The organism is Helicobacter sp. 10-6591, from assembly GCF_003288805.1.
Lineage (GTDB): Bacteria > Campylobacterota > Campylobacteria > Campylobacterales > Helicobacteraceae > Helicobacter_F.
This window is the reverse complement of record NZ_NHYK01000002.1, coordinates 83,617-105,473: the sequence shown is the minus strand read 5'-3', so window position 1 is coordinate 105,473 and position 21,857 is coordinate 83,617. Positions and strand designations below refer to the sequence as shown.

The 21,857-nt window shown below is 39.5% G+C and carries 21 protein-coding genes and 1 tRNA gene; 8 read left to right on the top strand and 14 right to left on the bottom strand.

The genetic code is table 11. The features are described 5' to 3' along the window. Positions 1-18: 18 nt before the first annotated feature. From acpS to CCY97_RS01235, 7 genes are read right to left on the bottom strand one after another with little or no spacing between them, the layout of a single operon-like run. The gene (gene acpS / locus CCY97_RS01260; RefSeq protein ID WP_112063679.1) at positions 19-390 is read right to left on the bottom strand and encodes a holo-ACP synthase; all 372 of its coding nucleotides are present in this window, start codon (positions 388-390) and stop codon (positions 19-21) included. A 5-nt stretch (positions 391-395) separates the two neighbouring features. Continuing rightward, positions 396-953 (bottom strand): flagellar basal body-associated protein FliL, encoded by a 558-nt coding sequence (gene fliL / locus CCY97_RS01255; RefSeq protein ID WP_112063678.1) that lies wholly within the window; start codon positions 951-953, stop codon positions 396-398. Beyond that, positions 946-1,602 (bottom strand): 16S rRNA (guanine(966)-N(2))-methyltransferase RsmD, encoded by a 657-nt coding sequence (rsmD, locus tag CCY97_RS01250; RefSeq protein WP_181562778.1) that lies wholly within the window; start codon positions 1,600-1,602, stop codon positions 946-948. The genes fliL and rsmD overlap by 8 nt, the downstream gene beginning before the upstream one ends. A 37-nt stretch (positions 1,603-1,639) precedes the next feature. After that, positions 1,640-1,975: a hypothetical protein gene (locus CCY97_RS08170; RefSeq protein WP_181562777.1), complete on the bottom strand. Its 336-nt coding sequence runs from the start codon at positions 1,973-1,975 to the stop codon at positions 1,640-1,642. A gap of 33 nt (positions 1,976-2,008) precedes the next feature. Beyond that, entirely contained in the window at positions 2,009-3,916 is a 1,908-nt protein-coding gene (locus CCY97_RS01245) for a primosomal protein N' (RefSeq protein WP_112063676.1), read from the bottom strand. Positions 3,917-3,929: 13 nt separating this feature from the next. After that, entirely contained in the window at positions 3,930-4,190 is a 261-nt protein-coding gene (locus tag CCY97_RS01240) for a hypothetical protein (protein ID WP_112063675.1), read from the bottom strand. Further along, entirely contained in the window at positions 4,187-4,414 is a 228-nt protein-coding gene (locus CCY97_RS01235; protein WP_112063674.1) for a hypothetical protein, read from the bottom strand. The genes CCY97_RS01240 and CCY97_RS01235 overlap by 4 nt, the downstream gene beginning before the upstream one ends. Before the next feature lie 75 nt (positions 4,415-4,489). Between CCY97_RS01235 and uvrB the strand changes: the two genes are divergently transcribed. Then, positions 4,490-6,460 carry an excinuclease ABC subunit UvrB gene (gene uvrB, locus CCY97_RS01230; protein ID WP_112063673.1) on the top strand — a complete coding sequence of 657 codons (1,971 nt, stop codon included), beginning with the start codon at positions 4,490-4,492 and terminating at the stop codon, positions 6,458-6,460. 32 nt (positions 6,461-6,492) lie between these two features. Here the strand turns inward: uvrB and rpsU are convergent, their stop codons facing one another. After that, positions 6,493-6,705, bottom strand: a complete 213-nt coding sequence (gene rpsU / locus CCY97_RS01225; RefSeq protein ID WP_112063672.1) for a 30S ribosomal protein S21 — start codon at positions 6,703-6,705, stop codon at positions 6,493-6,495. 139 nt (positions 6,706-6,844) lie between these two features. On the opposite strand from rpsU, the gene CCY97_RS01220 reads away from it, so the two are divergent. From CCY97_RS01220 to CCY97_RS01210, 3 genes are all read left to right on the top strand, one after another. Next, positions 6,845-6,921, top strand: a tRNA-Arg gene (locus tag CCY97_RS01220). Positions 6,922-7,014: 93 nt separating this feature from the next. Next, complete coding sequence (locus CCY97_RS01215) at positions 7,015-7,773, top strand: MlaD family protein (RefSeq protein ID WP_112063671.1); 759 nt, start codon at positions 7,015-7,017, stop codon at positions 7,771-7,773. 11 nt (positions 7,774-7,784) lie between these two features. After that, positions 7,785-8,375: a hypothetical protein gene (locus tag CCY97_RS01210; protein ID WP_112063670.1), complete on the top strand. Its 591-nt coding sequence runs from the start codon at positions 7,785-7,787 to the stop codon at positions 8,373-8,375. Positions 8,376-8,449: 74 nt separating this feature from the next. Here CCY97_RS01210 and CCY97_RS01205 read toward each other — a convergent pair whose 3' ends face one another. Beyond that, on the bottom strand, positions 8,450-10,093 hold the full coding sequence (locus CCY97_RS01205; protein ID WP_112063700.1) for a lactate permease LctP family transporter: 1,644 nt from the start codon (positions 10,091-10,093) through the stop codon (positions 8,450-8,452). A gap of 255 nt (positions 10,094-10,348) precedes the next feature. Here CCY97_RS01205 and CCY97_RS01200 point away from each other — a divergent pair, with 255 nt between their 5' ends. The 4 genes from CCY97_RS01200 to CCY97_RS01185 all read left to right on the top strand — a co-directional run bounded on the left by CCY97_RS01200 (position 10,349) and on the right by CCY97_RS01185 (position 15,772). Then, the gene (locus tag CCY97_RS01200; protein ID WP_112063669.1) at positions 10,349-10,741 is read left to right on the top strand and encodes a LysR family transcriptional regulator; all 393 of its coding nucleotides are present in this window, start codon (positions 10,349-10,351) and stop codon (positions 10,739-10,741) included. Between the two features lie 287 nt (positions 10,742-11,028). Then, entirely contained in the window at positions 11,029-13,317 is a 2,289-nt protein-coding gene (bamA, locus tag CCY97_RS01195) for an outer membrane protein assembly factor BamA (RefSeq protein WP_258456793.1), read from the top strand. Positions 13,318-13,327: 10 nt separating this feature from the next. Then, positions 13,328-14,392: a dehypoxanthine futalosine cyclase gene (locus CCY97_RS01190; protein WP_112063668.1), complete on the top strand. Its 1,065-nt coding sequence runs from the start codon at positions 13,328-13,330 to the stop codon at positions 14,390-14,392. 9 nt (positions 14,393-14,401) lie between these two features. Further along, the gene (locus CCY97_RS01185) at positions 14,402-15,772 is read left to right on the top strand and encodes a pitrilysin family protein (RefSeq protein WP_258456792.1); all 1,371 of its coding nucleotides are present in this window, start codon (positions 14,402-14,404) and stop codon (positions 15,770-15,772) included. On the opposite strand, the gene CCY97_RS01180 is transcribed toward CCY97_RS01185, so the two are convergent. The 5 genes from CCY97_RS01180 to CCY97_RS01155 form a co-directional block, all read right to left on the bottom strand. Beyond that, positions 15,769-16,863, bottom strand: a complete 1,095-nt coding sequence (locus CCY97_RS01180) for a DUF354 domain-containing protein (protein ID WP_112063667.1) — start codon at positions 16,861-16,863, stop codon at positions 15,769-15,771. The two genes, CCY97_RS01185 and CCY97_RS01180, sit on opposite strands and share 4 nt — an antisense overlap. 4 nt (positions 16,864-16,867) lie before the next feature. Then, positions 16,868-17,491, bottom strand: a complete 624-nt coding sequence (gene thyX, locus CCY97_RS01175) for an FAD-dependent thymidylate synthase (protein ID WP_112063666.1) — start codon at positions 17,489-17,491, stop codon at positions 16,868-16,870. 232 nt (positions 17,492-17,723) lie between these two features. Further along, positions 17,724-20,288, bottom strand: coding sequence for a translation initiation factor IF-2 (gene infB / locus CCY97_RS01170; RefSeq protein WP_112063665.1), 2,565 nt, complete (start codon positions 20,286-20,288; stop codon positions 17,724-17,726). Between the two features lie 244 nt (positions 20,289-20,532). After that, positions 20,533-21,426, bottom strand: a complete 894-nt coding sequence (gene thrB, locus CCY97_RS01160; protein ID WP_112063663.1) for a homoserine kinase — start codon at positions 21,424-21,426, stop codon at positions 20,533-20,535. A gap of 23 nt (positions 21,427-21,449) precedes the next feature. Beyond that, entirely contained in the window at positions 21,450-21,851 is a 402-nt protein-coding gene (locus tag CCY97_RS01155) for a tRNA threonylcarbamoyladenosine biosynthesis protein TsaB (RefSeq protein ID WP_112063662.1), read from the bottom strand. Positions 21,852-21,857 lie beyond the last annotated feature (6 nt).

The following is a 21,857-nucleotide window of genomic DNA, read 5'->3' as shown; positions in this document are numbered from 1 at the left end:
ATCCACCCTTGTTTGAATCTAATGCAACACAACACATGCTATAGCAAATTCACGCTCATGCGTGATGCTTAAGGCAATGTGAGAAAAAGTCTTTTGCACCCTAAAATATTCCAATCTCTCAGCGCAAAGACTGATATGTGGGGCACCTTTAGAATCGAGATGCAAATTTATATCTAAAAACCCTAGTTCTCTCCCTATACCGCAACCAAAAGCTTTGCTTAATGCTTCTTTTGCTGCCCAAAATCCTGCGACACGTGCATAGTTGAGAACTTGGCTCTTTTGGCATAGTGCAAGTTCATTGCGACTCAAGAATCGCCCTAAACCACGCACACCAAATTTACCCACAAAGTTACGAATCCTAGGAACACTCACAATATCAATACCTAGCATAAATGCTAGCCAATCAAAAAGTTTGTGAAAAAGACATTTTTGATACTGCCATCGATCAAAAATTCATTCAAACGTCTGACTATCTCATCTTTTAATCTATTTTTACCCTTAGTCGTAATGATTTCTTCGACTGATTTTGAAGAGAGAATCTCAATAATTGCATCAAACAACATAGGAAGTTTTGTCTCGACTTCAGGCTGGGTTTCTGGCTTATCAAGCTCTAAACTGATATTTGTGAGGAGAATCTTCTTGCCAGTTTGGGTGAGGAGATTAACTTTGAATTCTTGTTGTATAGGAAAGATTGGCCCGATCTTTGCATAATCAGTCGAACGCGCTGTGATAGTGTCTCCTACTACGATCTTTGGCGCATTTGGGCGCACTTGAGACTGTTCTTGGACTTGAGATTGGACTGCTTCATTACTGTCATTACTAGAAAACACGAGCATTGCAATTATCGCAAGCAATAAAACCAATAAAACACCAACTCCAATTACTATGAATAGAACGGCTTTACTCTTTTTATCTTCTGGTGTGGCTGGTGCATTTTGCTCTTCTTTAGCCATGAAGTACTCCTAGTGTATTTACAAAATATGAAATTGTGCTTTTTCCGAACCGTTTTTGCTCGATTCTATCATAATTGCCCAAAGTTTGTGGCAAGGAGCATGCACTCATACCTTCAAAAGCAAGTAAAGTAATGAAGGGATTTTGGAGCCTAGAAACGAAAGTAAAAACTCTTTCATAAATACCATCCATACCTTTGCGCACAAAAAATGGTGGATCAAGATACAAAATACTTCGATACTCTAAAGAATCTATCCATTCAAAAGCTTCAAAAAAATCCTTTTCATACAGCACAAACTCTAAATCTTGGACTCTCTGTTGTGCGCGATGAATGTTTTCTTTCAAGATACAAGCAGCATTTTGATTGGATTCAAAAAATACTGCGCATTTTGCGCCACGACTTAAAGCCTCTATTCCCATAGAGCCACTTCCAGCAAAACCCTCGATAAAAGTACTACCTACAACATTCACGCCCAGAGAGTTGAAAAAAGATTCTCGCAAAATTGCCTTTGTTGGACGAGTGATACATAATTCTTGAGAATGTTTCAAAAACTCGAGGCTAAGACCCTTTAGCTTTCCTGTATTGATACGCAATTTCTGTCTGGTATCTACAGAATGATTGTTGGCTGAAAATCTCGGAGGAGTAGGCATTGTAGAGGTTAAATTCCAATCCAAAATAATTGCAGATTTAAGATTTCTTGGTTTTACGCAACAAAAGTGCGCAAAGTTTGTTGGTGTATTCGTGCATAAGCTGTGATACTTCATATTCCAAACTGGAATCTTTGGCAGCCTGCAAACAATGTGAAATATAGAAATCATCCAAACTCTGCATAAGGCTTTGTGGGGTAAAAATCTCACTAATATCACAATCTTTCCCACCCAAAAGACATAAAGGCTTGCTGCTTGGTCTTGATATATCACTCAGAATAAAATCGCACATACTCTCATTACACAAGTAATCTTTTAAAAAATACTCGAGTGTGCTTTGAAGGAGGAGATTTTCACACTGCAAGGCAATTTTCATGGTATTTCCTTGTATTTTAGGGATTGAGGTATTTTACAATGTACTCAATGGATCTATATCGATAATAAAATCAAAATCCAGATTTTTACGCACATAGTTTATAGCTTGGCGCATTATTGTGTTTTTTTGGGCGCGCAATAAAATATTGTGTCGGTACTTTCCTTTCAGTCTAGCAATATCTGAGAGTTTTGCACCCACAATTTCTAAATATGATTCTTTGGAATTTCTAAAAACAAAATCCTCTATAAGTTTTAGTGCTGCTTGCATTTGCGCGTAAGAGACTTCTTTGTCTTTGTGGGTAAAACTAAGATTTGCCAAACGCGTAAATGGCGGATAGATTCTGGGGCGATTGCACAATTCATTTTGCAAAAACATTTCATAATCCAGACCAAACTGGGAAAAAAATCCAGTGTTTGATGTCTGAATAAATACTATGCCCTCACTTTTTCTCCCAGCGCGTCCAGCAATCTGTACAAGCAGGCTCATTGCACGTTCATTCGCACGATAATCAATAGCATTCAAAATATAATCGATTCCGACAATGACACATAACTCTATATTATGATAATCATGCCCCTTGCTTAGCATCTGCGTGCCAATGAGTATATCAATCTTATGCTCATTGAACTTTTTGAGAATACTCTGGAGTTTATTGTGTGTGCTGATATGATCTTTGTCAAAGATTCCAATCTCTGCTTGGGGTAAGGCAGTAGCCAACTCCTTGGCAAATTCTTGCGTGCCAATCCTTGCAACCGCCAAGTTTTTAGAGCCGCATTGCGGACAAGAATCAATGAGTTGTTGTGTGAATCCACAATAATGGCATACCAGCGCATTTTTCTTTGAATGCACGCTGAGATTCACACTGCAAAAAATACATTGCACTTTATGGGCGCACTCTTTGCAAAAAAGGCTTTTGAAATTCGCTCGTGTAGGCAGAAATACAATGCTTTGTTTTGAATTTTTATATGTAGATTCTAGATATGAGAGCATAGAATCTGAGAGTGGCTCTTCTGGGTTAAAAATAATCTTTTTGTCTGCATTGAAATAACTCCCCTTAAGTCGAAAGAGTGTGTGATTTTTTGCTGCATTGCTATAAGAGAGAAGAGAGGGTGTAGCAGAACCTAGCACCACCTTAATATCTGTGTGTTTCCCAAGATAGAGAGCCAAGTCCCTTGCATTGTAGTATGGGATATTTTGGGATTTGTATGCATCATCATGCTCCTCATCAACCACAATCACACCAAGCGCATACAATGGCAAAAAGAGCGAGGAACGCGCTCCAGCAATAACTCTTATTTCGCCTTTATAAAGTCTGTCTAAAAATTCCTGTTTTTTTTTGCTTGTGATTTTAGAGTGCCATATCCCCACTAGAGTGCCAAAAATCCTCTGGAGTCTTTGCTCTATCTGAGGTGTGAGTGCAATCTCTGGCATAAGCAAAAGCGCTTGTTTTCTCTTGAGCAGAGCTTGGGCAATAAGATGGATATAAATTTCTGTCTTGCCACTTCCTGTATCACCAAAGAGTAAAGTATTTTGAGTGTTTTGGATAAACTCCAATGCTTCTTGTTGCTTTACAGAAAGCTGAGGGAGATGGAGATTCTGTAAGTCCAAAGATTCCAAAGAATTTTGAGAATCTCGCTTGTACGCTATGAACTGCGCAAAGCTTTGTGAAAAACTTGCACAGTAATAACTTACAATAAATTCTGCCAAAAACTTTTGGTGAGATAAAAACGCCAAATCGCTAGCTGTTGCATATTTGCATACCTCTATCAAGGCAGGAGCAATCGTCATAGAATCTAGTTTTTTGATAACTACGCCTAATAAACTCTTATTTTTTATCGCAATCTCTACAATGTCATAAATAAGACAATCATATTCCATTTTATAAGTAAGGGGTGGAGAAGAAATGCCAAGCGGTGCAACAAGCACAAAATAAGGATTCATCTCAAAAATAAAATTAGTTTAAAACATCAACTTGAGCGGGCTTATGGGTAGTAGTCTCTATGTCGTTGTAAAGTCTCTCAATTTTATAGTAAAGCTGGGCGTGCTCTTGGGTTTTCATGACATAAGCTTGGAGTAGCTCTACAAGCTTTACACGCTTCTGCTCACCATTAGTGTTAAAAAACTCTCTGATTTCTTTTCTAGCGTATTCTGACAACGGCGCTAAAGAAATGCTAAAACGTTTATCTTCAATATTAATCTCTATAGTATCTTTCATACTTTCAGACTCTCATCAATTTTATGAAAGAGTTCTTCGATTCCTTTTTTTTGCGAACCAATATTCTCATAGAGATTAGAAATTTGCACTTCCTTGGCTTCATTTTCAGATTTCAGTCTGACAATCTCGTGTTGCAAAGATTCGATCTCATCTTTTTGTGATGCTATTTTTACAAGCATCTCCTCAATCTTGTATGTCAGTTTCTCCATAATTTGTGAATCCATAGTGCAGTCCTTGAGGTATTTGTAGAGTAGAATTGCGATTATAACACAAAGCACGATATTTAAGGACTATACAATATGCCTAGTTTTGAGCTCAATTCCCCCTATACTCCAGCAGGCGATCAACCCCAAGCAATCAAAAAAATTGTAAATTCTATTAAAAATGGTGCCCAATACTCCACACTCATTGGTGTAACAGGTAGTGGGAAGACCTACACTATGGCAAATATTATTGCCAATCTCCATATGCCAACACTCATTATGACTCACAATAAAACGCTTGCAGCACAGCTTTACAGCGAATTTAAGGGTTTTTTTCCAAAAAATCACGTGGAATATTTCATCAGCCACTTTGACTACTACCAGCCAGAATCCTACATTCCACGTAGAGATTTATTTATCGAAAAGGATTCTAGTATCAATGAGGATTTAGAACGCTTGAGACTTTCAGCGACTACTTCACTACTTGCATACGAAGATGTGATTGTTATAGCAAGTGTGAGTGCAAATTATGGTCTAGGCAATCCAAGCGAATATCTCACGATGATAGAAAAGATCGAAGTCGGAGATTCTCGCACGCAAAAGGAGTTTTTGCTCAAACTTGTAGACATGGGCTATACACGCAATGACATTATCTTTGAACGAGGGAATTTTCGTGTGCAAGGCGAAGCAGTGGATATTTTCCCCGCATATAATGAAAGTGAATTTGTCAGAATAGAGTTTTTTGGTGATGATATTGAATCGCTTGCAATCTATAACAGTATAGAGAGGATCAAAGTCAAGGATATAAAATCCTTTGTATTGTATGCAGCAAACCAATTCATCGTAGGTGCTACACGTCTCAAACAAGCGCTTGAAAGTATAGAATCCGAGCTAGAAGAGCACCTTGCAGAATTTAGCGCTAAAGATTTGCAAGTTGAATACCAGCGACTAAAAACACGCACAGAATTTGATTTAGAAATGATAAGAGAATCTGGGATTTGTAAAGGAATTGAAAACTATGCAAGACATCTCACAGGAAAAAAGCCTGGTGAAACTCCTTATAGTCTGCTTGATTATTTCGCACAAAAGAACAAGCCTTATCTTATCATCGTTGATGAATCGCACGTGAGCTTGCCGCAATTTGGAGGAATGTATGCAGGCGATAGGAGCAGGAAAGAAGTGCTTGTAGAATATGGATTCCGTTTACCAAGTGCTTTAGATAATCGCCCTTTGCGTTTTGATGAATTTATCAAAAAGGCCCCACACTACTTGTTTGTCTCTGCAACACCTGCTAATTTGGAATTAGAGTTAAGTGCCTCAAATATTGCAGAGCAAATTATCCGACCAACAGGTTTGCTTGATCCACTCTATGAAGTAAGAGATTCTGATAACCAAGTGCTTGATTTGATCGATGAAATAAAACATCGTGTGGCAAAAAACCAGCGCATTCTTATTACTACACTTACCAAAAAAATGGCAGAGGAGCTAAGTAGATATTACACTGAACTAGGAATCAAGGTGCGCTATATGCATAGTGATATCGATGCAATTGAGCGCAATCACCTTATCCGCTCACTCAGAATCGGTGAGTTTGATGTGCTTGTGGGAATCAATCTGCTGCGCGAAGGGCTAGACCTGCCAGAGGTAAGCCTTATAGCAATTATGGATGCTGATAAAGAAGGGTTTTTACGAAGTGAGACAAGTCTTATACAAACTATGGGACGCGCAGCACGAAATGTCGAAGGAAAGGTAATTTTATATGCTAAAAAGATTACAAACTCAATGCAGAAAGCATTTGACATTACTGATTATCGTAGAAGCAAGCAAGAAGCCTATAACAAAGTACATAATATCACACCAACTTCTGTCAAACGCAATCTTGAAGAGGAATTAAAACTAGAATCCAGCGCACAAACTAGAATATATGAGAAAAACAAAAAGATTCCAAAAACCGAGAGAGATGCGATCATCAAAGAGTTGAAAATGCGTATGTTACAAGCTGCTAAGAGTTTAGAATTTGAGGAAGCTGCAAGATTAAGAGATGAAATAGCAAAATTAAGAAGATAGCTTGTGTGGGAAAATCCCACAACTAAAACAGATTAAAGCTTTGATTCGTATCTGCGAAGCATATACAAACGCTTGAGTAATTTTTTCTTTGCGCTAATTTTTTGTTTTTTGCGCTTTTCAGTTTGTGGTTCAAAGAATCTTCTCGCTCGTGTCTCTGTCACTACAAGGTTTCTATCAGTTTGTTTTTTAAATTTTCTATAGGCTTCATCAAAATTCTCACTTTCACGAACTTTAATACCTGGCATAAAACATCACCTTCTTTCTTTGCAAATATGGATGGACATTCTAAAACAAAAACTATAAAACAAACATTAAGGATTTGTAAGCTACAATCCCCACCTTTGCTTTTTTTGTTTGATTTCAGATCAGAATTATTTAAGATCAGTGCTCGTAGCTCAGCCGAATAGAGCAACAGGTTGCGGTCCTGTAGGTCGGGGGTTTGAATCCCTCCGAGCACACCATACTTCGATCAGTCTCTAACTTTTTGAACAGGCTTTACGCTAGAATCCACGGCACCAAACTTCACAACTACCATAACTAGATAAGGAATTTTAATGGAACGTAATGTTAAGTATGTGTCAATTGGAATTGTTTTGGTTTGTATTGTGATTGGGCTTTGTTTTTTTATACTACGGCTTGGGAGATTTGATTTTGCTGCAAGCTCCCACAAAACCTATTATATCTACACCCAAGATGAACTTGGCTCTATTGGCGTAAATACACCTGTGAAATTCAAAGGAATCGGTGTTGGTAAGGTTTCAAGTGTGGATTTTGCAGATTTATCACGGGGGCAAATACAGATCGCAATCACACTCGATTCTGCACTCAAAATCAAAGAAGGAGCATTTTTAAGTATAACTTCTAGCGGATTAGCAGGGGCAAACTATCTCGCTCTCACACAGGGCGATGGTGCAATAAAAGATGACAATACAATAGAGCTACGCAAAAGTGGTCTTGATACCTTGTTGCAAAAAGCAGCAAGCATAAGCGATAAGGCTGATGAGATCATAAGCAATATCATCAAGACCACCAATCAACATAATTTAGACAATCTCAGTGAATTATTAGAGACTCTCAAAATAGTAGGCTCAAACTTAAACACACTCACCAAAAGATTGGATTCCCTAGTATCTAAGATCGATGAAAACTTTGAAAATGGACAATATGATGTGAGAGCTATTTTAAATCCCACAATGCTACAGCTACAGGATATGCTCTCACAAATGAACACATTTTTCTCTCGAGCAACACATCTAGTAGAAAAAATCGATAAAAACCCTTATGAAAGTATTTTTGGCAAGCAGAAAAAATAAAGGAAATCCAAATGAATAAAACTCTTTTCAAATCCTCCATGAGTCTTATATGTGCGTTCAGTCTTTGTGCATGTGTAAATGTGGATATAAAAACAGAGATTCCAGAAATGAGCTTTTATGACATAACGATACAAAACACTCAATCTCAGGGAATCGCCAACTTATCCTATGGCGTGGTATTAAGCGCGAGTATGCCTTATGATAGTACTGATATTTTCAAGCTCGATTCACAAAGCTTACAAATCAAAGCAATCCCTTCTGCACAATGGGTCGCAAAACCCAAAGAAATGTTATTTTCTAGTTTTGTTGCAGAAATGAATGCCAAAGGACTTAATGTCATCCGCCCACCATTTGGTAGTGCAAATCTTAACGCACATCTAAAATTGCATATTGATAGAATCCTCATCATTCAAAAAGATGGCAAGGAACTTGCCACCATCACATTAAATTATGAAATTTTTGACACAAAAACTCTCAAGCTCAAAAAAAGCGGAACACTCACACAAGAAGCGCAAATTACAAATAAAGATTTCGCGCCTGTTTTTTACAAGGTAAGCGAGAGTGTTTTACAATCACTTGTAGATGAACTACTCGTTCCATAAGCTCGAAATAGAATCGGGATTTTTAAAAATCTGAAAGAGGATAGACCTGCAGCAAGTGCTGCAAGTGTTTGCTATTATGGTATCAACCAAGTAAGCCAGAAAGCAATGAGGTAAGTGAAGATTCCTATAGCTATGACAAGGGCAATAGAATACTTAACAGTATATCTGAAGAGATCAGATTCTTTACCAACCAAGCCTACAGCTGCACATGCTATGGCAATGCTTTGAGGAGAGATCATCTTTCCTACAACTCCACCAACAGAATTTGCTGCAAGAAATAATACTTCTGGTATACCAAGTTGGCGAGCTGTAAGCTGCTGTAATGTACCAAAGAGCAAATTTGAGCTTGTATCACTGCCAGTAAGGAAAACACCAATCCAACCAACTATAGGGGAGAAAAACGCAAAAGCATCACCTGTTTCTGCCAAAGCAAGCGCTAAGGTAGCCGAGATACCACTGTAATTTGAAACATATGCAAATCCTACAACCAATGCAATAGTGAGTATCGCGAACTTCATCTCATCAAGAGTCTCCCCAAAAGTCTTGATCGCGGTAGAGACCTTGACTTTCAATAATGCCATAGTGATAAGAGCTACAAAGAAAATCGAAGTGCCGACAGTATTAATAAGCGGAATTGTAAATACAGATTTGACAGCTGATTCTTTGCTTACAACAGGCGGAGTCTGGATAATCTCACTCAAACTAGGAATACTGAATTTGAACACAAGCCAGCTCAAAATGCCTCCTGATGCAAAAAGCCCCTTAAACCAGCTTTGTGTCCAAATGATAATCACGACTATAAGAATAATAAAAGGCAACCAAGCGAGAAAAATTTGCTGCGAAGTGTATTTCTTTGGTTCTATGCTCATATTTGTGTTCATACCATCAAACTTAAAAATATTTTTTGGTTGCCAGAAGCGTAAAAACAACGCAACCGCTGCAATCGATACAACCGCTGAAGCAATATCTGGAAGTTCTGGTCCAAGTTGTGTGGCTGTAATGTATTGCACTGTGGCGAAACTTCCTCCTGCTACAAGCGCTACTGGCCATGTATCTTTTACTCCCTTAAAACCATTCATTAAGAAAATCAAAAAGAATGGTATGAAAAGTGAAAGCGGTGGCAACATATGTCCAGCCATTGCAGAAATCTCAATAGCTGGAACATTCACCGCACCTGCCATCGCAATAATCGGAATCCCAACAGCACCAAATGCTACAGGTGCAGTATTTGCAATCATACAAAGCCCCGCAGCATAAAGCGGTCGAAGTCCAAGTCCCACTAAAAGAGCTGCGCTAATAGCCACAGGTCCCCCAAAACCAATTGCACCTTCTAAAAATGCACCAAAACAAAAACCAATCAAAACTACTTGTATTCTTTGATCGGGTGTAATAGCGATAATAGATTCACGCAAAATATCAAAGTATCCTGATTTGACCGTGAGTTTATAGAGAAAAATTGCCGAAATAATAATCCACGCAATAGGCCATAAACCATACAACGCACCATAAACAAAACTTAACAACATTTTATCCATAGGCATACCATAGACAAAGACTGCAATAATTGCCGCACACAAAACTGTGAGAAACCCGGCAGTATGGCCTTTAAGTTTCAAAACTACTAACGAGACAAAAAACAACAAAATTGGCAAAAATGCCACAAAAGCACTCAACCAAGCATTGCCAAGTGGATTATAGACTTGTTTCCACACTTCCATGTATTCCATGAAGACTCCTTACCAACGAAATATTTTAATGTTGTGATCGATTTACTAAGATATGGCCTATACGATAACGCTGATTATCCTTACACAACTTCTTGTAAAAAATCAACAACTTTCATCCATTTAACATGAAGATATAGCCTTCATGTGCAAAAAATAAACAGAAATTCCAAAATACTATAGTTTTAAAATCTGCTACAATCCGCCCGCTTTTGAAACAACTTCAAAATTTTTAAGGGGCAAAAAAACATGATCATATGTTCAAGAGTTTGGATCAAAAAAGATTCCAAGAGTTATTTGGGTGCCGGGAGAATAGAACTTTTAGAGCGCATTGATAAGAGTGGTTCGATCGCTAAGGCTGCAAAGCAAATGAGAATGAGTTACAAAGCTGCATGGGATAGCATAGATATTATGAATAAAATTTCCGCACCAAATCCTTTGGTCCATTCCAGTGCGGGTGGTGGAAAAAGTAGTGGGACAAAAATAACTAATGAAGGCAGAAAAGCTATTACTGTATTTGAAAATCTTCAAACACTCAAGAATGAATTTTTTGAATATTTGAATAATACGCAGGATTTTGACGAATTAAATAAGCGCATAGGGATATTACAGACAGCTATCAGGAATCTCACAGAACAATAAGATTTTTAGCCATACAACATTCTGATTTTCACTCTCTCTGCCCAAACACCACCAAAGAGTTCTAACTTTGTTCTCCTTATCCAGATAACCTCCCATCTATCTTCTTCAGTAAGTTTAAGTCAGACCATTGCTAACACACTCAAAGCAGCATGTCTTTAAGCACGTTCCTTTGCTGGACTTTAAAGTTTGCCAGTTTAAACATCTTTAGAGTATAATCCCCGATTTTTTGAAAACCCTTAAAGAAGACCCAACTACACTTAAAATACAGCAGTTTAGAGACGAGGGATATGCAGACATTTATCAAAGTATTTTTTTACATTTTTATGGCTTCAGTAGTAAGCACACAATTTCTAAAATCCGAACAAATCAAAGCAATAAAATACGAAGGTAGCCACTCTATATCTGATGTTCTTGCAGGCGAGATTTCTAAAATCAAACCTGGTGATGAACTAGATATCAAAGCAGTAGATAAAGCAGTAGCAGAATTTTTCAAGCAGGGGTATTTCGAAGATGTCTATACAACCTTTGAAAATGGTGTACTAACTTTTCATTTTAAACAGCGTCCAAAAATCGCAAGTGTTGAAATCAAAGGCTATGGCAACGAACAAGAAAAAGAAACACTCTATAGCCAAATAGGCATAAAAAAAGGCGATAGTTTCGATGAGATAAAGCTCGAGAGGGCTAAAACCGTCATAAAAATGATTCTAGAATACCAAGGCTACTATGGCAGCGTCATCAATCATGAGTTAAAACCTGTGGGCAGTGGCGAAGCCTATGCTATCACACTTCATATCAATCAAGGTGATAACATCATCATCACCAAAGCCCATTATGAAGGTAGAGAAAAGCTCAGTGTAAGCGAGATAGAAGAGCTTACAGCAAACAGACAAAAACAGTTCGCTGGTTGGCTTTGGGGGCGTAATGATGGCAAATTGCGTCTGAATGATTTGGAGTTTGACAGCGCAAGAATACAAGATGCTTATATGCGTAAAGGCTTTTTGGATGCAAATGTTACTCCTGCATTTTTACAAGTGAATTCCAGTGACTACACCGCAGAGCTCTACTACAAGATAAAAGAGGGCGAGCGTTATAAGGTAATAAGCGTGGAGATTTCATTGCAAATGCCTGTGATAGCGGAAAAAAAGCTACGCAAGAACCTTAAGGTTAAAAAAGGTAAATATTTCAATATCGAGGAATTACGCGCTGATCTCGAGAATATTCGACAAGAAGTCGCGGACTTAGGTTATGCATTTGCCCGTGTATCGCCGGATTTGGACAAGGACCCTAAATCTTCTGAAGTAAAGGTCATCTATTACGTACAAGTTGGACAAAAAGTCAAAATCAATGATGTCATCATAACAGGCAATACCCGCACGGGCGATAGAATCATAAGACGCGAACTGCTCCTAGCTCCCGGCGATGAATATAGCCTCACAAAGCTTATACGATCTCAAAATGCACTAAGAAGACTTGGATACTTCAATAAGGTTGATATCCAAGAGCGTAGAGTGAGCGAAAATTCTATGGATTTGCTTGTGAATGTAGAGGAAGCGCGCACAGGTGAGCTTATGTTTGGTTTTGGTTATGGAAGTTTCGACAGATTTATGGTCAATGCCTCTATCAGAGAGCGCAATCTCTTCGGAACAGGGCATAGTGCGCAGTTTTATGTGGATTGGTCTACAAGACGAGAACTCTTTAATATCACACTTACAAATCCTCGAATCTTTGATTCTGGATACAGCGAATCAGTGAGTGCTTTTGTATCTACTTATAACAATTGGGATTATAGAGAACAGACAAGAGGAGTGAGCTTAACCTTTGGCCGCTTACTAACAGACACTTTTAGCGTATCACTTGGATACACGATCTCTACCACAAAGATTCTAGGGTTTTATAGTGACATTACATACTTCTTATACAATCAATATTTTTCACGAACCTATAAAAATGGTATAACACCACTAGATGGCCCTATCAAAAGCTCTATTAGCCCAAGCATTAGCTTTGACAACACAGATGATTACTACTTCCCCAAAAACGGCATTATCGCTTCTGCATATGTGGAGTATGCTGGACTTGGTGGCGGAGAGAAATATACAAAAATCTATGGGAAATTCGCCGCTTACAAGCACCTAAAGAATCTTATCGGACTAGATTTTATCGCGCGCTACAAAACACAAGCAGGTATGATTATCGACCAAGGCTACACACCAATCACAAGTAAATTTTATATGGGTGGTATCTCTAGTGTCAGAGGCTACCAAGTAAGCTCCCTAACACCACGCTTCCCTGATAATCTCAGCGGAATCCGCATAGGCGGGAACTATATTCTTACCAATTCTGTTGAGCTAAGCTATGGCTTATTACAAAAGGCACAAATGCGCATAGCAGTCTTTGCAGATCATGGAATGATAGGTGTGGATTCTCTTCAAGAGACAGAGCGCGCTTCTTGGGGGATAGCAGTTGAGTGGGTAAGCCCTCTTGGTCCCATCGTGCTTGTATTCCCTCAGGCTATAAATCCCCGAGAGCAGGATTTCACATCAAAATTTGAATTTACTATGGGAACGAGATTTTAGAGGAGCTAATATGTCTAGTACAAACACCCACAAACGCGTAAGCAATGATGAGATTCTCTACCTCATGCAAAATGCATCGTTAAAAGAGCTGGGATTGCGTGCAAACCAGATCAGAGATTCTCTGCATTCAGATAAGACAATTACCTTTGTCATAGATAGAAATATCAATTACACCAATGCATGTTGGGTGGATTGTAAATTCTGTGCATTTAAGCGCAGACTAGGCGAAGAGGGAGTGTATGTACTAAGTTTTGCAGAAATTGATTCAAAAATTGATGAATTACTAGAAATTGGTGGCACACAAATACTTTTCCAAGGTGGAGTGCATCCAAAGCTAAAGATTGAATGGTATGAAGAGCTAGTAAGCCATATCCACACTAAATACCCCCAAATCACCATACACGGCTTTTCTGCTGTCGAAATACACTATATCGCTAAAATTTCTAAAATCAGCGTCCAAGAAGCTATCTTACGCTTACAAAAAGCTGGACTTAGCTCCATACCTGGTGCTGGTGCAGAGATTTTAAGCGATAGAGTGCGTGATATTATCGCGCCAAAAAAGCTTGATACAAAACAATGGCTACATATCCACGAGGAAGCTCATAAGCTTGGTATGAAAGGCACAGCAACCATGATGTTTGGCTCAGTAGAAAATGATGAAGACATCATAGAGCATTGGCAAAATATCAGAGACCTACAAGATAAATACAATGGCTTTAGAGCATTTATTCTCTGGAGTTTTCAACCGGATAATACCCCTTTAAAAGGGGAATTTCCTCATATCCAACGTGCAAGTTCTAATCGCTACTTGCGCCTTCTAGCCTGTAGCAGAATCTATCTTGACAATTTTGTTAATATCCAAAGCTCGTGGGTTACTCAAGGTCCTTATATAGGGCAGCTTGCCTTGCTTTTTGGTGCAAATGACTTAGGAAGCACGATGATGGAAGAAAATGTCGTATCAAGCGCTGGTGCTTGCCATTCTATGAATCAAGCAGAGATGATAAAGCTCATCAAAGACTTAGGCTATAAACCAGCCAAACGCGACACAGCATACGAAGTTTTAAAATACTACTAAGGCAGCCAATTGCATCAATTAAAACTAGGATTTTTACTGAAAGCTGCTGTGGTACTCATTCTCATAGGAGGAATTGCAGTGATAATAACAAAGCGTATAGAAAGCCGCGTACAAAGCATAGAGGGTGTGGAGTTTATAAGAATCAATGGCATAGATGTCCCACTTATTTTTGAGCAAAGCAGCCTACTGCCGATAGGCACTATCACATTCGTCTTTAACGGCGGAGGGAATCTCTATGATAATTCCACAGATTCTAAGCACACAAAAGCCGGACTCTCCTATTTGACCTCACTTTTACTCAATGAGGGTACCAAGCAGCTTGGTAGCACAGAATTTGCCAAGAAGCTCGAGAGCAAAGCTATTGATTTAGACATAGGACAGGGCTTACAGACGTTAAGCTTTGATTTGTCTTTTTTGACCGAATACAAGGATTTCGCATACTCTTGCCTACTTGAGCTTCTAAGCGACCCAAATCTCAGCGAGCAGACACTAAACAAAGTCAAGACTCTTGCCAAAACTTCCCTTCTTGCCAAAGAATCAGACTTTGACTACATCGCAGATAAGAATCTCCACTCTCTCTTTTTTGCAGGTACAGCGATGGCTTCCCCCTCTCAAGGCCATCTCGAAAGTATTGAGAATATCAGCCTTTCAGACATCAAAGCATTCCTAGAGCAAAATCTCGTGCTAAGCCGCCTTATAATTGTTGCTGGTGGGGATATGGAACTAAATGCTTTCAAAAACCAGCTTGAGCAAACGCTATCCATCCTCCCCAAAGGCTCGCCTACTAAAAAGCCCAAAATCACGACATTGCAAACCCCACAAACCACCATCATACACAAACCCACAGAACAAGCCTTCATCTATTTCGCCACACCCTTTGATGCAGACACCAAAGACAATTACAAGACAAAAATAATGAGCTTCACACTTGGTTCATCTGGTTTTGGCTCTAGGCTTATGGAGGAAGTCCGCGTAAAGCAAGGTCTAGCATACTCAGTCTCATTCAGGCTCAATGGCGCTAGCAAGCTAGCTCATTATGGCTGGGGATATTTACAGACAGGTTTAGACTCCAAAGATAACGCGATAAAAACACTGCAAGAAGTCATCAAAGAATTTGTCCAAAATGGAATCACACAAGCAGAATTAGATTCTGCAAAGGCATTTATTCTCGGAAGTGAGCCTTTGGGTGAGGAGACGCTATCCCAAAGACTGAATGCCAAGCTTATAAATTATCTGCGAGATTTACCCCTTGATACCCACAAGCAAGATATTGCCAAAATATCCTCTTTAGGCCTTGATGAGATAAATGCATTCATAAAGCAGCACAAAGAAATCACAAACATCTCATTTAGCATAGTGCAAGCAAAAGCCCAAGATTAATAAAACATCCTCTTAAGAGTACAGACAATCTCACGCTTTGCAGATTCTACATCCCCTTGCACAAACGCACTTTTATTTTCACCTCTTGCTAAACCAAGATTTTCAGAGACTAGCTCTAATGTGTCCTGCGGATTCAAAGTATGCTGCATAAAGCCATTGCGAATCAAAAACACATCATGAAAAAGCAGGAGCGAACGCATAGAAATCGTAGGAATCCCAAGATAGCTTGCTTCGAGATTCATCGTCCCCCCGCCACCAAGCACCACATCAATAAAGGGATAAAACTCTTGCGGAAAAAACTTCTGCTCTAAGACTTTCACCCGATTACATCCGCCAAATTCTGTCAGTAGACTTTCACTCTCATAGCGCGGCATTATCACGATATTGGCTCGCAAGTTTTTGTGCAGCAAATGCACGCTTTTATAGAGCACATCAAGCTGCTCTTTCACATAATGCGCCTTATACTCCTCCTCACGCACCAGAATCAAAGGCAGATTTTCTTGCAACCCCAGCGCGTCTAAAAACCTCGACTTTCTCACATGTCTTTGTGAGCGCAAGTCCTCTATGCCATCAAGCCAAAGTGCTACATCAATAAACCCATAGCTCTTAAGATTTTCTTCATCCATACCAAGCAAGAAAAAACATTCCTTTGGCAACACAAAAGGATAGAAGATAAGCTCTGAGAGCGGTAGGCTCAAACGCGCTACTTTAGTGAGCAGACGCACATCTACGGACGATCCAGCAATTGGCGTATCCGAAAACTGCACCACAGGTATCCCCAAGCCAAAGGCACACCCGCTTCCCTCGACACTCACTCCCGTAAGAAAGATTCTAGGACTTTTAGCAGTCACAAGCTCTAAGAGCTTCTCTTGCCTTACAAGCCTTGCCTTGAGCTTGCCTAATCTCTCGCCTCCGCCATACCCACCGACACTCACACTCTGGATTCCAAAAAGTGCTAGAAGCCTAGCGCATTCATCATAACCATACGATTTTCTTGTAGTGATAAACACTTCATCAAGTTCTCTAAGATAAGGCAAGAGCGCACGAAAAAACAGTACATATTTAGAATCTGTAATATCAATCCATATCATAGTCTCAAGTAGCCATACAGTCTTGGAAAATAAATCTATGCTCCTGTGGCAAAGCTTCAAAGACTGCAAGGCTTAGTTTTCTGATCTCCCAAAGTGCAGCATTAGCACTTCGTAGCGTGAGAAAATTTTGCAGCGACCTAGCATTGATACTCCATGCAAGCTCAGTCTTATAAGATTCTGGCATACAAAACTTCGCAAGGTCATTACCCACACCACTACTGAGAATCTCCCGAAGATTTTCTAGAGCCAAAACACTGGCTTCATTCACGCGCTCATTTTCACAAAAGACCAGAAACTGCTCTGCTCTGTGCATATTATGAGAATTAAGTGGCAAGAAGGTCTCTGTATGCTTGAGCTCTTTGAGAGTATATCTGCTGGATTTCACACTATAACTAGCCATTCTATGCCTTGCTAGCTCTTGCAGACACGCGCGCGATATGCCTTGTATATAAAAGTTATAGAACAGATGCTCCAAAGTCGAGCTATGTCTATTCTTATTGCCCACTTTATCAATAAGCGCGAGGTCCTTCTCTCCGCCATTATCACCGCGTTCAAAAGATTGATAACAAGTGCGAATGGCATTTGAGCAGATATGAAGCGGGGTGAAATGCGTGAGTGTTACTTGCATGATTGAGTTTCCTTAAATTGCTTTCGTGAAGAATTATACTTTAAGCATCCCGAATCTCAATTGGATTGCATTGCTTGTGTTGAATCCAACATTCACACAGAGAACCATCTTTCTCCATCTGCTTAAAATATGTATTCCAACAATTCTCAGTATTTCCCTTTCATCATCCATCCGTAGAAAATAGGAGTGCTTGTAAAAAGCCTGGGTGCTAGAGAACTAATGGTCTGGAACTTTAGGAAAGTGATTGTGCCTTTGTCTGTGTTTTAAAAGTCTCTATTACATCGCCTATTTTTATGTCGTTGTAATTTTCCAGCATGATTCCGCATTCATAGCCTTTACTCACTTCTTTGACATCATCTTTGAAGCGTTTGAGCGAGGAGATCGTCCCTGTGTGAATCACCACACCATCTCGTATAAGACGTGCTGTAATACCTCGCTGCAAATTACCATCTACCACCATACATCCTGCTACAACACCAATCTTTGGTATAGAAAAAGTGTCTCTTACTTGTGCCTGTCCTGTGTTTTCTTCATGAATAAGTGGATTCATCATTCCAGAAACAAGCCCTCTCATTTCATCAAGCAAGGCATAAATCACAGAGTAGGTTCTGATTTCGATATTTAGCTCTTTGGCTTTTGCTTTGACATTGCCGGTAGGGCGGACATTAAAGCCTAGTATAAAACTATTGCTACTTGCAGTCGCAAGGCTTATATCACTCTCACTTATACCACCTATGTTAGCACTTATGATATTGACACTGACTTCATTATTGCTTAGGTTTTCTAGGCTTGTTTTGATAGCCTCAAGACTTCCTTGTGTGTCCGCTTTTATGATAATAGGTAGGATTTTGAGATTCCCTTTTGCTACCATATCGCCTAGTTCTTCAAAGGTTACTTTGGTACTTTTGCTTAATTCTTTTTGGCGTAAATAAAGTGCGCGTTTTTGTGCGTATTCTCTTGCTTGGGTATCATTATCCACACTCACAAGCATGCTGCCTGCCTCAGGTACCACAGAGAGTCCTACGATTTGGGCTACATAGGAAGGGGCAAGTTCTTTGATACTTCTGCCTAGATCATCACTCATTGCTCTGATACGTCCAAACGCCGTCCCAGCTACTATCGGATCACCCACGCGTAAAATCCCACTTTGGACTATGATAGTGGCTACAGGACCTCTGCCTTTTTCTAGACTTCCTTCTAAGACGGTGGCCTTTGCTTTGCTATTAATATTTGCCTTGAGTTCTAAAATCTCAGCCTGTATAAGAATGGTTTCTAGGAGGGAATCTATACCCAGCCCGGTTTTTGCAGAGATTGGTATAAATTCGTATTCCCCACCCCATTCGTTTGGAGAAAACCCAAGCTCGGCACATTCTGTCTTGAGCTTGTCTGTATTGATGTTCTCCTTGTCCATTTTGTTCATAGCGATAATTATCTGCACATTTGCGGCTTTGGCATGATTGAGCGCTTCGATTGTCTGGGGCTTGACACCATCATCAGCAGCAATAACAATGACTGCTATATCTGTTACTTGTGCGCCACGACTTCGCATACTACTAAAGGCTTCGTGACCAGGAGTATCAATAAAGCTGATAGTCTTGCCATTTTTCTCTACCATATATGCGCCTATATGCTGAGTGATACCTCCAGATTCTTTTTGGGCTATACGGGAGTTGCGGATATAATCAAGGAGTGATGTCTTGCCATGATCGACATGCCCCATGATAGTTACGACAGGGGGACGCTCTTTGAGTGAGATTTGGGAATCTTCGTCTTTGTATATTTCTTCAAGCTCGCTTTTGTCCTCTAAGATAGAGATTTCAATCTTAAATTCCTCAGCTAGTATCTCAATAGCATCTTTGTCTAAGAAGTCGTTTTTTGTCGCCATTACACCGAGGTTTAGTAATACCTTCATCACATCTTTTAACTCTCGTCCACTGAGTTCTGCAAACTCATATACACGGACTTCTTCGGGGATACTGATCACATTTTTTATTTCTTTGAGATTCTCTTTTTGTGTGTATTTTTTCTTGTATTTGCCACCTCGACGGATAGATCCTTCATTCATCCAGGGGCTTTTTCTGTTGAGCTGGATGCGCTCTGTTATGTTTTGTCTTAGGCGATTTTCCTCCTCCTCATCGCGTATCTCCTGTTCGTTCAAGTCAAAGAGCATCACTTCATCTTGCTCATCATCATAATCGCTGCTAAAGCTAAACTCTCTGTCTTCTAGGATGTTTATTTTTTGCTCATTGAGGTGTTTTTGTGTGCGGATTTTTTGCGCTGCTTTTTTAGGCTTGGCATGATAATCACTATCTTGGGTTTGTGCGAGAAGTTCTTTGTAGCTGAGATTTTGTGGTTTCGCTTGGGATTTTGGAGGTTTGGCAGACTCGTTTTTACGTACGATTCTAAAACCTCTTTTTGGTACTTCTTGGGTGTTTTTCTCTGTGATTTCTTGGGATAATGTGGGGGTTTGTGTTGGTTGGGATTGTGCTTGTTCTGATTCTTTGGCTTTTGCCGTAGATTTTTTGGTGGTTTTGCTCTTCGGAGTTTGTATGGCTGTGTCAGTAGCCCTTGGAGATTCTGTAGATTTTTTGGTGGTTTTGCTCTTTTTGGTCGGCTGTTTGTTCTTTAAGAGGTTGGTACCGCTTGTTATAAATTCAAATAGGGCAGCTGCTTCCTCCTCGCTAATACTTGAGGACACAGACCTGACTTCTAAGCCCATCTCTTGGGCTTTATCAAAGACCTCTTTTGTGGTTTTTGCGCATTCTTCAGCTACTTGCATTAGTTTGATTTTTGCCATCTTGCACACACTCCTTTGTTATTTGAGTACTCTGTAAGTTATACCGCTTGGCAATACTGATAAATGTTTTTTGTTTTTCTTGGCATTCTTGGCATATATAAAAACTTCTGTTGGATCCATTGAAAAGATACAGTTTATTGTTCTTAACTTGTAGTCGCAAAAGCTTATTTTGGTGAGAACGTTTTCTGCAGGTAACACACATCCTTGTTTGCTTCGGGTTACGCATGGCATTATACCAACTAATTTAGATTTCTCTCACACCCAAATTATCAAAGCCAAGCTCTAAGACTTTGAATCTCGGGAATGATTGGGCTAAAACTCTAGCGAGTTTTGGGCTGTTTTCTTTATAGCAAATATTAAGCATAGATGAACCACTTCCGCTCAGAGTGCTTGAGAGCGCGCCATTTTGTAATGCAATATGTTGTAAACGGAAGAGGATTGGCATATTTTTCATGCGGATATTTTGGTGGATTCTGTCTCTGCTTGCAAGGGTTAGCTTCTCCCAATCATTTGTCAAAAAGGCAGCTGTCAGTAGTGATGCATGCGAAAGATTAAATATGCATTCTCTGATTCCATAGGTTTTTGGCAGGCTTTTGCGGGAAAGTTTGGTGGAGATACTTTTGTTTGGGATAACGACAACCGCGCTAATGTCTTGTGGAATCTCTTTGTGTATGTTTATGACATTTTGCTTGGTGTTGTTGTCTGTGTGTTCGAGTAGTGCTACATTAAATCCACCAAAAATCGCCGGAGTGATATTATCAGGATGCTTTTCATACTCTATAGCAAGATTTAAAATTGATTTTTTATCACAGCTCTTGCCCATATATAAAAAAGCCGCATAGATAGCGCTTACTATTATTGCCGAGCTTGATCCAAGTCCACGTGAAACTGGGATATTGTTCTCAAATGAAAACTTGAAACTGCCCTCTTTTCCATGTGCTTGTAGGATTTGTGAAAATATTTTGACAAAAATATTATTTGTTTTTAATCGCACATTCTCTTGTCCTTCGCCAGCTATTTGGATACTTGTAATCGAAGTAGGTGTGATAGAGATTTTATTATAAAGCCCTAGTGCTAGTCCTAAGCTATCAAAGCCCGGGCCAAGATTTGCACTTGTAGCAGGGACAAGAATATCCATAAATCCTCCTAAAAGTAAGATACCTATACAGGTGGCAGAATATACAAAGGTTTGTTTTGTGTATCAAAATCATCTATGTTCAAAACTTCTGGTAGGACGAATTCCTGTGCGATTTTGATTCCAAAATCTTTGAGAGCAATGCCTTGATTTTCTTGTATAAAGTATTTGTTGGCAAAAGCATGTATTGGTGCAGCACTATTGAAATAAAAACTTGACACGCTAAAAAGCTTGTAACTTTTGACCAAACAAAGTGTGTGCAAAAAAATATGTGTCATCTTTAGCGCACTGAATCTGCCCGGCCCTCTGGCATAAAAGATTGAATCAAGCTCAAAATCTGCACTCAAGATTTCCTCAAAAAGTGTATTCAAAGCGCTTGAGCTATGTCCATTGAGAGTCCAAGATTTTTGCAAAAGAGATTGGCGCAAATCATA